Source organism: Streptomyces sp. NPDC006512 (genome assembly GCF_040611935.1).
Lineage (GTDB): Bacteria > Actinomycetota > Actinomycetes > Streptomycetales > Streptomycetaceae > Streptomyces.
Map to the genome: position 1 here is coordinate 15,713 of NZ_JBEXPG010000053.1, position 14,332 is coordinate 30,044.

Consider the following 14,332-nt stretch of genomic DNA (forward strand, 5'->3'; position numbering starts at 1 on the left):
CCCACGGGCCCACACAGCATTTCGAAGTGGGACCGCCTGGACACCCGACGTTCATTCAACCCGTCGCGGAATGTGGGTTTCCGCGAGCACGCTGCACCCGTGAGACGCATCCTGGGAATCGCTCTGGCGGTCCTCCTGATCGGCGGCGTGATCGCCGTCATCGTCATCGGGAGCCGCGAAGCAGAGGGCACGGCAACGAAGACCGTGCGTGGCGTCATCGGATCGGAGAAGTCCGACTTCTTCCGCGACCCTGACGTCGTCAAGGCCCTTGCCGACAAGGGCTACACCGTGAAGGCGGAGACTTCGGGCTCCTGGGCGATGGACCAACTCGCCCTCAAGGAATTCGACTTCGCCTTCCCCAGCAGCAGTGAACCCGCGCAGGAGATCGAGGCCGCGGCCGGGGTCAAGGGCGCGCAGACGACCCGGCCCTTCTTCTCCCCGCTCGTCGTCATCGCCCGGGCCGACGCGGCCCGGGTGCTCGCCGACAACGGGCTCGCGAAGATGACCGGGAAGAACTCCGGCACGCTCCTGATGGGCCCGTACCTGAAGGCCGCCGGTGAGGACCGGACCTGGCAGCAGCTGCCCGGTTCCGCCGCCCACGCGGAGCTGACCGGCACGGTGTTCATCAAGACCACCGACCCCGCCACCTCGAACTCCGGCGCCCTGTTCATCGCCGCCACCTCCAACGTCGCCAACGGCAACAGTGTGGTCGCCGACGACGCGGGGATCGCCCGGACCGCACCGCTGCTGCGCAAGCTGATCTCCGTACAGGGCGCGCTGGAGCAGAGCACCGACGACCCCTTCCGGGCGTTCATCAGCGGCAGCGGCGAACCGCTGATCCTGGCGTACGAATCGCAGGTGGCCTCGCTGCTGCTGCAGAAGCAGGCGGTGGGGGGAGCCGCCGACATGGTCGTGCTCTACCCGGACACCACCGTCAACTCCCCGCACACCTTCGTGCCGATCAGCGAGGGGGCCCGGGAGCTCGGCACGCTCCTGGCCACCGACCCGAAGCTGCGCGGGCTGACGGTGCGCCACGGTTTCCGCCCGCAGGAGGGCGTGGCCGAGTTCACCGCGGCGACCGCGCCGCACTCCGGCTACCTCAACCCGGGGCTGACCGGCATCCGGCAGGTCGGCGCACCGACCGTCAAGGTCCTGATGGCGCTGGCCGCCCGCGCCAAGGGCCAGGGGGACACGCCATGACACTGACACCGCCCGAGAACGGCCCGCTCGTCCTCACCGCGCCCGGGCCCGTCGCCCCCGTCCGCCGGGAACAGGCGGCCGGTCTCGTCCCGTTGCAGGACGGCGTCCGCGAGGAGATGACCCGCCGGGCCGGGGAGTACGTCGGTTCGCTCGCCGCGATCGACGCCCGCTCCCCCGAGTTCGCGCAGCGGATCGGGGAGATCGCCGGCCTCGGCTCCGCCGACGTCCGCAGCGCCGCGCAGCAGTCGAACCGGATGCTGGAGCGGGCCGTGCGCTCGCTCGGTTCGGACGGCGGCGGCGACGCCCAGGCCCGGGTCGCGTCTTCCTTGGTGGAGCTGCGCCGCACCGTGGAGGACCTCGACCCGCGGGACGCGCCCGCGAAGGGGGCCCGCCGGCTGCTGTCGCGGCTGCCGGGCGGCAACAGGCTGCGGGACCACGTGGCCCGGTACGCCTCCTCGCAGGCGACGCTCAACCGGATCGTCGGGGCGCTGCGCGGCGGCCAGGACGAGCTGCGCCGTGACAACGCGGCCCTGCACACGGAGCGGGCCCGGCTCTGGGAGACGATGGGCAAGCTCCAGGAGTACGCGGTGCTCACCGAGGCCCTGGACGCGGCCGTCGAGCAGCGGATCGCCGAGGCCGGGCACACGGATCCGCAGGCGGCCGACGTGCTGCGGGCGGACGTGCTGTTCCCGGTGCGGCAGAAGCACCAGGACCTGCTGACCCAGCTGGCGGTGTGCGCGCAGGGTTATCTGGCGATGGACGTGGTGCGGCGCAACAACGACGAGCTGATCAAGGGCGTGGACCGGGCCGCGACGACGACCGTCTCGGCGCTGCGGATCGCGGTGATGCTGGCTTCGGCGCTGGACCACCAGCGCCAGGTCACCGAGCAGGTCAACGCGCTGCGGGGGACCACCGAGGACCTGATCCGGGGCAACGCGGAGATGCTGGCGACGCAGAGCGGGGAGATCCAGCGGATCGCGGCGGATCCGGCGGTCGGGGCGGAGACGCTGCGGACGGCCTTCGCGCAGATCTACAAGACGCTCGACGCGATCGACTCCTTCAAGGTGCAGGCGACCGAGAACATGGCCGCGACGGTGGAGTCCCTGACCGGGGAGCTGCGGTCGGCGTCGGCGTACCTGTCCCGTACCCGTACGACGAGCGCCCTGGAAGGCGGAGAACGATGAGCCCCCGAGCGGGACACCTGCGCGCGGCGCGCCTGCGCGGACGGGCGGCGGCGGCGGTGGCGCTCGCGGCGGCCCTGCTGGGGGCCTCGGCCTGTACCTCCGGGGATTCCTCCGGGGGGCCGGGCGGGTCCGGGGGGCCGCAGCGGACGGAGTACAAGGAGGGCCGGCTGCGGGTGCTGGCGTCCAGTGAGCTCGGTGACATGGAGCCGGTGCTGAAGGCGGCGAAGGCCGCGACCGGGGTGTCGGTGGAGTTCACCTGGTCGGGGACCCTCGACGCGGTCGAGCAGGTCGCGTCGGGTAAGGCGGACGGGCGGTACGACGCGATCTGGCTGTCGTCCAACGACTATCTGCGGCTGCGGCCGGAGGCGGCCGCGAAGCTCGCCAACGAGACGCCGGTGATGTCCTCGCCGGTGGCGGTCGGGGTGAAGCCGCAGGCGCTGGCCCGGCTGGGGTGGAAGCCGCAGGAGGTGACCTGGTCGGCGGTCGAGGAGGCGGTGGCCGCAGGGAAGCTGACGTACGGGATGACGGATCCGGTGCGTTCCAACTCCGGTTTCTCCGCGCTGGTGTCGGTGGCTTCCGGGCTGTCGGGGGCGCAGGCGGCGCTGACGGAGGAGAACGTGCGGGCGGCGCGGCCGCGGCTGAAGGGGTTCTTCAACGGGCAGAAGCTGACGTCGGGTTCCTCGGGCTGGCTGGTGACGGCCTATCAGAAGCGCGACGACGTGGACGCGCTGGTGAACTACGAGTCGGTGCTGATGTCCATGAACGACCGGGCTAAGGAGCCGCTGACGGTGATCCGGCCGAAGGACGGGGTGGTCACGGCGCACTATCCGCTGACGCTGCTGACCTCGGCCCCGGAGGGGGCGCGGGAGTCGGGCCGGGCGCTGACGGAGTACCTGCGGGGTGCCGGGGCGCAGAAGGCGATCACCGAGGGGACGTTCCGGCGTCCGGTGGCGGCCGGGGTGGCTCCGGCGGCGGGGCTGGACGCCTCGGTGCGGCGGGAGCTGCCCTTCCCCGGTTCGCGGGCGGTCGCGGACGGGCTGCTGGCCTCGTACGAGAACGAGCTGCGGCGGCCGTCGCGGACGGTGTACGTACTGGACACCTCGGGGTCGATGGCGGAGGGTGACCGGATCGGGCGGCTGAAGTCGGCGCTCACCGACCTTACGGGGACGGGGAGTTCGGGAACCGGGGAGAGATTCCGGGACCGCGAGGAGGTGACGCTGCTGCCCTTCGGTGACAAGGTGAAGAAGGTGTTGACGCACGTCGTCGAGCCGGGTGGTCCGGGGGCTTCCCTGGAGGCGATCCGCGGTGACGTGGCGTCCCTCCGGCCGGAGGGGGGCACGGCCGTGTACGGCAGTCTGAAGGCCGCGTACCAGCACCTGGGGCAGGGGAACGCGGACGCGTTCACCTCGATCGTCCTGATGACGGACGGGCAGAGCGGGGACAAGGTGCAGGACTTCGACTCCTTCTACGCCGGGCTTCCGGAAGGCCAGCGGCACACGCCGGTCTTCGCGGTGCTGTTCGGCGACTCGGACCGCAAGGAACTGACCCACATCACGGAGCTGACCGGCGGGCGGCTGTTCGACGCGACCGACGGGAACGGCTCGCTCGACGGCGCCTTCGAGGAGATCCGTGGCTACCAGTAGGGTCCTCGGCTACCTGGAGTCGAAGAAGAACCTGGCCGGTTCGGCCTGCGGGGTGCTGGGGGTGGGGCTCGCCCTGGCCGGGGCGGCCGGCGCGTACTGGCCGGTGGTGGTCGCCGGGCTGTACGGGGCGGGGGCCCTGATCGCCCCGCCGGAGCGGGTGCCGCTGCCGCCGGTCCCGGATCCGGCCGAGCAGCTGGGGGTGCTGCGGGAGGACTTCGGGCGGCTGCGGGAGTACCTGGCGGAGGTCGAGCTGCCGGCGGAGGCCGGGGCGAAGCTGGGCGAGCTGACGGAGCTGTACGGGGCGCTGCTGGCGCCGGGGTGGGTGACCGACGTGCTGGCGGGTGATCCGGAGGCGGTGCACGCGCTGTCGCGGGCGATCCGCGGGGACGTGCCGGAGTGCGTGGACACGTACAGCCGGACGCGGTGGTGGACGCGGCTGGCGGCGGGCGGCGAGCCGCCGGAACGGCATCTGGAGCGGCAGGTGTCGGTGCTGTACGACGAGGCGGAACGCCTGACGGCGGACCTCCGCGAAGCAGAGGCCCGCCGTCAGCAGACGCACACGACCTATCTGGAAGAGCGCGGACGCTCCTGACAGACCAGACGGGTCGGTGTGCAGCGGTGGGAACCGCTTGGTCGGGGGCTCCCACGTTCGTCGGCCCCGGCAGTGGCGGGGCGGGCGGGTCAGCCCAGGCGCTCGACGAGCGCGTGGTACTGGTCCCACAGTTCCTTCGGGGTGTGGTCGCCGTAGGTGTTCAGGTGCTCGGGGACCAGGGCGGCCTCCTCGCGCCAGACCTCCTTGTCGACGGTGAGGAGGAAGTCGAGGTCGGCGGCCGGCAGGTCCAGGCCGTCGAGGTCGAGGGAGTCCTTGGTCGGCAGGATGCCGATGGGGGTCTCGACGCCTTCGGCGGTGCCTTCGAGGCGGCCGACGATCCACTTCAGGACGCGGCTGTTCTCGCCGAAGCCGGGCCACACGAACTTGCCCGCGTCGTTCTTGCGGAACCAGTTCACGTAGTAGATCTTCGGGAGCTTGGCCTGGTCCTTGTCGGCGGCGACCTTCACCCAGTGGGCCATGTAGTCGCCCATGTTGTAGCCGCAGAACGGCAGCATGGCGAAGGGGTCGCGGCGCAGTTCGCCGACCTTGCCCTCGGCGGCGGCGGTCTTCTCGGAGGCGATGTTCGAGCCGATGAAGACGCCGTGGTTCCAGTCGAAGGACTCGGTGACCAGCGGGACGGCGGAGGCGCGGCGGCCGCCGAAGAGGATCGCGGAGATCGGGACGCCCTTGGGGTCCTCCCACTCGGGGGCGATCGTCGGGCACTGGGAGGCCGGGACGGCGAAGCGGGCGTTGGGGTGGGCCGCCGGGGTCGGGGACTCCGGGGTCCAGTCGTCGCCCTTCCAGTCGGTGAGGTGGGCGGGCGACTCCTCGGTCATGCCCTCCCACCACACGTCGCCGTCGTCGGTGAGCGCGACGTTGGTGAAGACGGTGTTGGCGTACATCGTCTTCATGGCGTTGGCGTTGGTGTGCTCGCCGGTGCCGGGGGCGACGCCGAAGAAGCCGGCCTCGGGGTTGATCGCGTAGAGGCGGCCGTCCTCGCCGAAGCGCATCCAGGCGATGTCGTCACCGACGGTCTCGACGGTCCAGCCGGGGATCGTGGGCTCCAGCATGGCGAGGTTCGTCTTGCCGCAGGCGGAGGGGAAGGCGGCGGCGATGTACTTCGGGCCGGCGGCCTCGCCCTGCGGCGGGGTGAGCTTGAGGATCAGCATGTGCTCGGCGAGCCAGCCCTCGTCGCGGGCCATGACGGACGCGATGCGCAGGGCGTAGCACTTCTTGCCGAGGAGGGCGTTGCCGCCGTAGCCGGAGCCGTAGGACCAGATCTCGCGGGTCTCGGGGAAGTGCGAGATGTACTTGGTGGTGTTGCAGGGCCACGGCACGTCTTCCTGGCCCTCGGCGAGCGGAGCGCCGAGGGTGTGGACGGCCTTGACGAAGAAGCCGTCGGTGCCGAGTTCGTCGAGGACGGCCTTGCCCATGCGGGTCATGGTGCGCATGGCGACGGCGACGTAGGCGGAGTCGGTGATCTCGACGCCGATCGCGGAGAGCTCGGAGCCGAGGGGGCCCATGCAGAAGGGGACGACGTACATCGTGCGGCCCTTCATGGAGCCGCGGAAGATGCCCTGTTCGCCCGCGAAGATGTCCTTCATCTCCGCCGGGGCCTTCCAGTGGTTGGTCGGGCCCGCGTCCTCCTCCTTCTCGGAGCAGATGAAGGTCCGGTCCTCGACGCGCGCGACGTCGGAGGGGTCGGAGGCGGCGTAGTACGAGTTCGGGCGCTTGGTCTCGTCGAGCTTCGTGAACGTGCCCTTGGTGACGAGCTCCTCGCACAGGCGCTCGTACTCGGCCTCGGACCCGTCGCACCAGACGACGCGGTCCGGCTGGGTCAGGGCGGCGATCTCGTCCACCCAGGAGATCAGTTCCTGGTGAGTCGTCGGGATGGAAGTGGGAGCCGCGTTGTCGCGCGCCACGATTGCTCCTTGTTGAGGGGTTTGTTTGGTGTTGCCCCGTGGGGGCTGCGACCCGGACGCTTCGCGCTCCGCTCATCCGGTGCCGACCGCACTCATCTGATCATCCGGTGCATGTGCCCATATGTCCAGGGGGCCTCTCACGTGAGCATCGCCACGTCCGTCAATCTTCCGTAAAGAGGACTGACGGAAACCTACGGACCCGTAGGTAGCATGTTGGCCATGACTTCTGACGCCGCCGTCCCGGCCGCCGAGCCCGCTCCGGCCGTCAAGGCCGCCCCGGACTCGACGGCCTCCCCGGTCGCCCAGGCCGCGGAGGCCGTCGAGTCCGCCCTGGAAGCCAAGCCGCTGCTGCGCGGCTGGCTCCACCTGGGCATGTTCCCCGCCGTGATCGTCGCGGGCCTCGTACTGATGGCCTTCACCGACACGACCGAGGCGCGCGTCGCCTGCGGGGTGTACATCCTCACGGCCTGCCTGCTCTTCGGCGTCAGCGCCGTCTACCACCGCGGCACCTGGGGCCCGCGCGGCGAGGCCATCCTGCGCCGCCTCGACCACGCCAACATCTTCCTGATCATCGCGGGCACCTACACCCCGCTCACCGTCCTGCTGCTGCCCCCGTCCACCGGGCGGACCCTGCTGTGGGCGGTGTGGATCGCGGCCGCGGCCGGCATCGCCTTCCGCGTCTTCTGGGTCGGCGCCCCGCGCTGGCTCTACACCCCCTGCTACATCGCCATGGGCTGGGCCGCCGTCTTCTTCCTCCCGGACTTCATGCGCACCGGCGGCATCGCCGTCCTCGTCCTGGTGATCGTGGGCGGGCTGCTCTACAGCGTCGGCGGCGTCATCTACGGCATGAAGCGCCCCAACCCCTCCCCGCGCTTCTTCGGCTTCCACGAGGTCTTCCACTCGCTGACCCTGGCCGCCTTCGTCGCCCACTACGTCGGCATCTCCCTGGCCGCCTACCAGCACTGACGCCCGACGGCGCGTACGACTCCGGCCCCCGGCAGCACGCCGGGGGCCGGAGCCGTTCAGCAGGTGTGACCGTCCCCGTCCTGGTCGAGGCGCAGCGGGTCGCTGCCGTTGACCTTCATGCGTTTCGGGTACCGGTGGGAGGCCAGCCACTCGCAGCGGGCCTTCGTCGTCGGTTTCACCTCCGCCGGGAACCGGGTCGGTACGCACACACTGGCCGTTCCGTAGTGCCGGTCGCAGCCGGCCACGCTCGGCGCGACGGGCACCGAGTCCCGCCGGGCGGGGTTCTTCTTCGGGGCGCCGAGCTCGTTCGCGAAGGTGTGCTCGTGCGCGGCGGGCTGTTCCCCGCGGGCCGCGAGCGCCGGGGCGCCGCCCAGGTGGACCCAGGTCGCCACCGAGGGGACGCCGGCCGCGTCGACGCCGAAGAGCATGTACCAGCCGGGCGGCGCCAGGTTGGGGTTGCTGGTGACGTTGAGGTCGACGGTGGTGCCGTTGACCACGGTCATGGGCAGGTCCACGAACCGCTGGTTCGGGTCGGAGGAGTGGGTGACCGCGGCCGGGCGGATCAGTTCCGCCTTGGCGATGGGCCGGTCGACGGTGATCCGCTGCGTGTCCCCGTACACCCACTGCGTGTCGATCACCGAAGTGAGCCGCGGGCGCGGCCCCTTGAAGAGGTAGGGCGGGGTGTAGACCGAGACGGCGTGGTTGTACGTGCCGTTGCCGGGGTTGTCGCCGACGGACATGACGCGGCCGTCGGGCAGCAGGAACGCGCCCGAGTGGTACGTGCGCGGGATCGGGTCGGCGGCCAGGCCCGCCTGGTAGGTGTTGTTCGTGGGGTCGAAGAAGGAGGCCTCGAAGACCGGGTCGGCCCGGTCGTGGAGGCCGCCGCCGGTCTCCAGCACCTTCCCGTCGGGCAGCAGTACGGCGGACACGTACATCTTGCCTTCGGCTCCGGTCTGCGGGCGCTTGCCCGCGCCGGTGTCGACGAGGCCCTGCGGGAGGTCGGGGCCCGCGGTGTAGGCGGGAGCGGGCTGCTTGAGGTCGATGATGTCGGTGAGCCGGTTGGCGGCCGGGTTGGTCTCGTTGTTGCCGCCGCCGACGGTGAGGACCCGCTGGTCCTGGGCGGGGGGCAGCAGGACGCTCGCCGACTCGTCGCGCTGGTCCTTGTTGCGCAGGCCGGGCACGTCGGTGATGGTGTTGGCGTCGTAGTCGTAGACGGAGGCGCCGGTGCCGGGGGTGCCGTTGCCGAAGGTGTGGCTGCCCGAGTAGAAGAGCCGGCCGTCCTGCATGAGGATCATCGACGGGTACAGGCCCCAGTACGACCAGGTCTGGTTGACCTGGTTCATCGGCAGCCACTTGTGCTGCGCGGCCGAGAACTTCTCCGCGGTGACGTTGCCCGTGGAGTCCTCCTTGAGGCCGCCGAAGGAGATGACGTCACCGTTGCCGAGGACGGTGGCGGACGGGTACCAGTGGCCGCCGTTCATGTCGTTGGTCTTCGTGTACTGCTCGGTCGCCGGGTCGAAGACGTAACTGTCCTTCAGGCCCTGGTAGCCGACCGTGCCGTCCGCGGAGGGGTATCCCTTGTTGCCGCTCATCACGAGCACCCGGCCGTCCGACAGCTGCACGTGCCCGGAGCAGAACATGTCCACGGGCGTCGGGACGGTCTTGAAGGTGCCGGCCACCGGGTCGTACACGGCGGAGGTGAAGGTCCCCGCGTTGAACTGGGCGATGTCGTTGCCGGAGCCCGCGATCAGCAGCACCTTGCCGTTCTTCAGGACGACGGCGTGCATCGAACGCACCGGGTTCTGCGCCGGTATCACCTCCCACGCGCCCTTCGCGCACTGCTCGGCCGTCCCCGTACAGGCCGGCTGGGGCGGGACGGCGCCGACCTCCTCCAGCGCGTAGTCGTCGGTGGTCAGGGAGCCCACCCCGTACACGGACAGCCCCCACGCGATCTTGTCGGTGTTCGGCGGGACGGCGGGCGTACGGACCTCCGTGCGCGCCCACGCGGCGCTGACCGGCGGATTCTGCAGGTCGGTCCAGTACTGCCAGCCGGCGGTGGTGTCGTGCCGGAAGACGGTCACCGACACGTCCGGGGTGTTCGACTTGTACCAGGCGGACAGGTCGTACTGGCGGCCCGGCACGACGGTGGGGGCGCAGGTGGTGTTCTCGGTGACCAGCGCCTTGCGGTCGCCGTCCACGCGGCGGGTGAGGGAGACCTTCATCGCCTTGGTGCCGGTGTGCGCGTCGGCGACGGTGGCGAAGGTGAAGTCGTTGTCGCCCCAGCCCGATTTGGACCAGCAGGACGGCATGTCGGAGCCGGCCGCGCCGGCCGTCTCGAACCCGGGATTGCTGAGCAGGTTGGGCGGTCCGGCCGTGGCCTGCTGCGGTGCGGTGAGCAGCAGGCCCGCGGTCATCGCCCCGACGGCGAGCAGGGCGGCCCGGCGCCCTGCCCTCCGGCGGATCTTCCTTCGCATGAGGGGTGTCCTTTCGGTGCGGCTCAGCTCCTGGTGACGGTCGCCGCGCGGGAGCCGCGCGGCAGGTAGACGAGCGCTTCGGTGGCGGCGAAGCGCAGGACGAAGGTGGTGACGAGGGCCAGGGCGGTGGCGGGCAGGACGTCCAGGCCGAGCCGTCCGACGAAGAGCGCGATCAGCGGGATGCGCAGCAGCAGGTCGGCGTTGGCGAGGAGCGCGAAGCGGCCGAGCCGGTCGGCCCAGTGGCGGTGGCGGCGGTCGCGGAAGAGGAGCTGTTCGATGAGGAGGAAGTTCCACAGGACCCCGGCCTGGTTGGCGACGATCTCGGCCGGGAGGTAGTGCATCCCGGCGTGGGTCAGCAGCCACAGCGCGAGCAGGTTGGGGACGAACCCGGAGAGCCCGATCAGACCGAAGCCGATCATCCGGGCGAGCGGGGCCGCCGAGCGCAGGGCGGCCAGGTGCGTGAGGAACCGCAGGCCCTCGCGGGCGGTGGACTTGGACTCCCCCGCGTACCGGTCCTGGAACACGAAGGGCACCTCGGCGGTCCGTGCCGGGCGGCAGCGGACGGCGAGCTCCAGCAGGATCTTGTAGCCGAGGGGGCGCAGGGCGTCGGCGGTCACGGCCGTGCGGCGCATCGCGAAGAAGCCGCTCATGGGGTCGCTGATCCCGTGCAGGGCGCGCGGGAAGAGGCCCTTGGCCAGCCACGTCGCGCCCCGGGACACGGCGACGCGGTAGCCGCCGGCGAGCCCGGCCCGGCTGCCGCCGCTGATGTAGCGGGAGGCGACGACGAGGTCGGCGCCGGTGCGGGTGCCCTCGCCGACGAGTTCGGGGACCAGGTGCGGCGGGTGCTGGAGGTCGGCGTCCATGACGACGATCCAGTCCGAGCCGGACCGTTGGATCCCTTCGACGACGGCTCCGCCGAGGCCGCCGTCCGGGCGCTCGCGGTGCAGGACGGTGACGGGGAAGGGACAGCCGGCGGCGGCCTTCTCGATGACGGCGGGGGTGTCGTCGGTGGAGTCGTCGACGAACAGCACCTCGCAGGGCGGACGGGCGGGCAGGGAGGCCGTGAGTCGTCTCAGGAGTTCCGCGACGTTCCCGGACTCGTTGAACGTCGGGATGATCAGGGTGACGCTGCCGGTCCCGCACGCCCGTGGGGCCGGGGCCTCCGCGTCATCCGGAACGTGCGGGGCGTCCAGGGCGTGCGGGGGCCACAGGTCCTCGCTCATGGTGGTTCAGCTCCCACTCTCGCGGTCGGTGCGACGGATCTCGATGCGGTCCTCGCCCGTACCGAAGACGGCCACCGCGGTCGAGTGCTCCAGTGCAGCCTTCACGGTGGGCAGGTCCGTGGCGTCACGACGCACGGTCGGCGAGGAGACGACGTAGTCGATGTCCCGCCAGCCGCGCGGCAGGGTCTTGGTGACGGCCGGGTCGAGGTCCGCCTTGTAGAACCAGATGGCGCCCGGTCCGGGTTCAAATCCGTGGTGAACAGCGTCGAGCCAGAGCGCGTCGTCGACGAGGACGCGGGTGTTCGCCGGGTCGGCGACCTCGCTGCCGAGCCAGGCGGCGGCCTGCCGGTAGGGGGCGTTGGCGTCGACGGTCAGCGCGGTGCGGTTGCCCTCGTACCAGCGCGGCAGGACGTAGAGCGCCGCGGCCGCGGCGAGTACGCCGACCAGCGCCCGGCGCGCGTACACCCGTGCCCGCCGCTCGCCCGGTGCGCGGCGGCGGCGCAGGACGGCGTGGGTGACGCTGGCCGCGGCGGCGGCGAGGACCAGGGCGAGGAACGGCAGGGCCTGGATCACGTACATCGCGGGCAGGTAGCCCGAGGGCCGCATCGCGACGGCCGCGAGGATCACGGCGGCCAGGGCGGGGCCGGCCAGCGCGCGGGCGGTGACCGACCAGCGGGTGGTGACCAGCAGCAGGACCGCGCCGGCCAGTCCGCCGAGCGGCAGGACGGTGTCGTAGTAGAGCCAGGACCGGAAGACGCCGTGCGAACCGGAACCGGGGTCGAGGATGAAGCCGGAGCCGGGGCGGCCCATCTGGTAGGTGATGCCGTCGATCAGGGAGACGTGCCCGGCGCCGGGCAGCAGCTCGCCGTTGAGGAGGGCGAACAGCGGGTACGAGAGCCCTATCAGGGCGCAGGCGGTGACCGCTCCGGTGACGGCGAACTTGCGGGTGTCGCGGTGGCTGTGACGCCACATCGTCACCAGCAGCGCCGGGAGCACCACCAGCATCGTCTCCTTGGTCAGGACTGCGGTGGCGGCCGCCAGTCCCGACCCGAAGTGGTGCCACAGGTGGCGGCTGGGGGACGCGGCGAGGCAGAAGGCCAGCAGCATCCACAGGACGGCGAGGTTGTCGAGGAAGATCTCCCGCTGGAGCACCACGGAGAGCGGGGACAGCCCGAACAGCCCCATCGCCAGTCCGGCCGCCCAGCGCGGCAGCCACAGGCGGCGGGCGAGGACGTAGATCAGCACGGAGCTCGCCGCGGAGACGGCGAGCATCGAGAACCGCATCGGCGCGACGGTCATCGACCCGGGGACGAAGAGGGACGGCAGGTAGGTCAGTCCCGCGACCTGGATCCAGCCCAGCGGCGGGTGGTCGTACCAGTACGTGTAGTGCGCGAGGCCCTCGCCCTGCTGGACGGCCCACGCCTGGGCGAGGTACGTGCCCTCGTCGTCGCTCAGGGTCGGGAAGTTGGTGATGTTCCAGCCCTGGACGAGGACGATCGCCAGCAGCAGGGTCCCGCAGAGCAGCAGATCGGGCCGCGAGGAGCGGAAGCGGACGAGCGGGCGGGCCGGGGCGGGCGGCCGGACTCCCAGGCCGCCGCGGCTGCGCTGGGCGGGGACGCGCGGCGGGGCGGCGGCGGTCGCGGTGGTGGCGGCGGTCGTGGCGGTGGCGGTTCCGGGCGCGGGCGCGGTGCCGGCCGCGCCGGGCTGGGGATCAGTGGCCGTGGGCAGGGTGGCGGTCACTGGTGGCTGTCCTCTCGGATCGCGGTGGAAGCCGTCGCCCCGGTGAGGTGGGCGCCGGTGTGGCTGGTCAGTTCCCACTCGTTGCGGCCGCGCTGCTCGCGCCATACCGCGCGGATCGCGGCGCCGGCCAGCATCACCTGGTAGAACGGGCCGCCGACGACGAGCTTGAGGTAGTGCACGAACCGCACGCGCAGGCCGTACTGACGGCCGAAGTCGTGCAGGCCGACGATCTCGAACACGAAGGTCACCATCGCCGTGATCATGGGGAGGAAGGTGATGATGGCGACCCCGACCGGTACGTCGAGCAGGACCGCCACGGCGAAGTTCACCGGGATGATCACCCCGGAAGCCGCCTGCATGAACGGCGTCATCAGCGTGTAGCGGGCCAGCCAGCGCTGCCCGCGCCCGGGCAGCTGCTGCCAGTCCTTCTTCCGGTACACCTGGAGGAAGCCCTGGTTCCAGCGGGTCCGCTGCTTGAGCAGGCTCATCAGCGAGCCCGGGGTCTCCTCCCGGGTGACCATGTCGGAGTCGTACGCGACGACGACCTTCTTGCCGACCGAGGACAGCCGCACGCCCAGGTCGCAGTCCTCGGCGAGGCAGTTCTGGTCCCAGCCCCCCGCCTCGCGCAGCACCTCGGTCCGCACGAAGACCGTGTTGCCGCCGAGCGGTATGAAGCCCTTCTCGGCGTGCAGGTGCAGCCGGGAACGGAACCAGAAGAAGTACTCCAGGCAGTTGCGCAGGCTGTACCAGCTGGAGTGGAAGTTGATGAGCTGGACCCCGCCCTGGACCACGTCCGCCCCGGTGGCCCGGAAGGCGTGGTCCACGTGCGAGAGCAGCTCCGGATGGACCTGGTCCTCGGCGTCGAAGACGCCGACGACGTCGCCCCGGCAGTGCGGCAGGGCGGTGTTGAGGGCCTTCGGCTTGTTCTTCGTCTCGTGGTGGTCGACGACGACGCGCACGCGGCCCGGCGCCCCGGCCGCGGCCCGCTCGGCGACCGCCGCCGTCTCCGGGTCGTCGTGGCCGACGATCACGATGATCTCGTAGTCGGCGTGGCCCGATTCGAGCAGCCGGTCGATGGTGTGTTCCAGGACGGCCTGTTCGTGACGGGCCGGCAGCAGCAGCGAGAACGCCAGCCGGCCGCCGCCGTCGGGCCGGTCGAAGCGCGTAGAGGCCAGCGTTTCCGGCGTGCGCCACGCGTGCATCTGCCACCACAGGGTGAACGCGGCCATCCAGAAGAGCGCCAGTGAAATGGCAGAAATGAACACAGACGTGTACAAACTGTCCCCCACAGACATGCCGCAACCCCAGGCGGCGATCGGAACCCCCGGAGGCGACGCGCGGGCCCCCCGGCCCACCGCCTCCGCTTCCCCCTGTCGCGCACCCCCCAG

10 protein-coding genes are annotated in these 14,332 nt (G+C 71.4%); 5 read left to right on the top strand and 5 right to left on the bottom strand.

Going from position 1 to position 14,332, the window contains the following annotated elements:
• The first annotated feature begins 99 nt into the window (after positions 1-99).
• Genes ABZZ17_RS29945 through ABZZ17_RS29960 form a run of 4 tightly spaced genes read left to right on the top strand, consistent with a single transcriptional unit; the run spans position 100 to position 4,619 of the window.
• Entirely contained in the window at positions 100-1,200 is a 1,101-nt protein-coding gene (locus ABZZ17_RS29945) for a hypothetical protein (RefSeq protein ID WP_356880544.1), read from the top strand.
• Positions 1,197-2,384 (top strand): toxic anion resistance protein, encoded by a 1,188-nt coding sequence (locus ABZZ17_RS29950; RefSeq protein WP_356880546.1) that lies wholly within the window; start codon positions 1,197-1,199, stop codon positions 2,382-2,384. Before ABZZ17_RS29945 ends, ABZZ17_RS29950 begins: the two co-directional genes overlap by 4 nt.
• Positions 2,381-4,027: a VWA domain-containing protein gene (locus ABZZ17_RS29955; RefSeq protein ID WP_356880548.1), complete on the top strand. Its 1,647-nt coding sequence runs from the start codon at positions 2,381-2,383 to the stop codon at positions 4,025-4,027. Before ABZZ17_RS29950 ends, ABZZ17_RS29955 begins: the two co-directional genes overlap by 4 nt.
• Complete coding sequence (locus ABZZ17_RS29960) at positions 4,014-4,619, top strand: hypothetical protein (RefSeq protein WP_356880550.1); 606 nt, start codon at positions 4,014-4,016, stop codon at positions 4,617-4,619. Before ABZZ17_RS29955 ends, ABZZ17_RS29960 begins: the two co-directional genes overlap by 14 nt.
• Before the next feature lie 89 nt (positions 4,620-4,708).
• Here ABZZ17_RS29960 and ABZZ17_RS29965 read toward each other — a convergent pair whose 3' ends face one another.
• A complete protein-coding gene (locus ABZZ17_RS29965) occupies positions 4,709-6,541 on the bottom strand; it encodes a phosphoenolpyruvate carboxykinase (GTP) (RefSeq protein WP_356880552.1) in 1,833 nt (610 codons plus the stop codon).
• Positions 6,542-6,760: 219 nt separating this feature from the next.
• Between ABZZ17_RS29965 and ABZZ17_RS29970 the strand changes: the two genes are divergently transcribed.
• Positions 6,761-7,507 carry a hemolysin III family protein gene (locus tag ABZZ17_RS29970; protein ID WP_356880554.1) on the top strand — a complete coding sequence of 249 codons (747 nt, stop codon included), beginning with the start codon at positions 6,761-6,763 and terminating at the stop codon, positions 7,505-7,507.
• 56 nt (positions 7,508-7,563) lie between these two features.
• Here ABZZ17_RS29970 and ABZZ17_RS29975 read toward each other — a convergent pair whose 3' ends face one another.
• The 4 genes from ABZZ17_RS29975 to ABZZ17_RS29990 form a co-directional block, all read right to left on the bottom strand.
• On the bottom strand, positions 7,564-9,981 hold the full coding sequence (locus tag ABZZ17_RS29975; protein ID WP_356880556.1) for a galactose oxidase-like domain-containing protein: 2,418 nt from the start codon (positions 9,979-9,981) through the stop codon (positions 7,564-7,566).
• A gap of 23 nt (positions 9,982-10,004) precedes the next feature.
• Positions 10,005-11,204 (bottom strand): glycosyltransferase family 2 protein, encoded by a 1,200-nt coding sequence (locus tag ABZZ17_RS29980; protein ID WP_356880558.1) that lies wholly within the window; start codon positions 11,202-11,204, stop codon positions 10,005-10,007.
• A 6-nt stretch (positions 11,205-11,210) separates the two neighbouring features.
• Complete coding sequence (locus ABZZ17_RS29985; protein WP_356880616.1) at positions 11,211-12,794, bottom strand: phospholipid carrier-dependent glycosyltransferase; 1,584 nt, start codon at positions 12,792-12,794, stop codon at positions 11,211-11,213.
• Between the two features lie 146 nt (positions 12,795-12,940).
• Complete coding sequence (locus tag ABZZ17_RS29990; protein WP_356880560.1) at positions 12,941-14,221, bottom strand: glycosyltransferase; 1,281 nt, start codon at positions 14,219-14,221, stop codon at positions 12,941-12,943.
• Positions 14,222-14,332: the final 111 nt, after the last annotated feature.

Coding starts and splice junctions, on each gene's coding strand:
- ABZZ17_RS29950 (WP_356880546.1), top strand. CDS start 1,197: ATGACACTGACACCGCCCGAGAACGGCCCGCTCGTCCTCACCGCGCCC.
- ABZZ17_RS29955 (WP_356880548.1), top strand. CDS start 2,381: ATGAGCCCCCGAGCGGGACACCTGCGCGCGGCGCGCCTGCGCGGACGG.
- ABZZ17_RS29970 (WP_356880554.1), top strand. CDS start 6,761: ATGACTTCTGACGCCGCCGTCCCGGCCGCCGAGCCCGCTCCGGCCGTC.
- ABZZ17_RS29975 (WP_356880556.1), bottom strand. CDS start 9,981: ATGCGAAGGAAGATCCGCCGGAGGGCAGGGCGCCGGGCCGCCCTGCTC.
- ABZZ17_RS29980 (WP_356880558.1), bottom strand. CDS start 11,204: ATGAGCGAGGACCTGTGGCCCCCGCACGCCCTGGACGCCCCGCACGTT.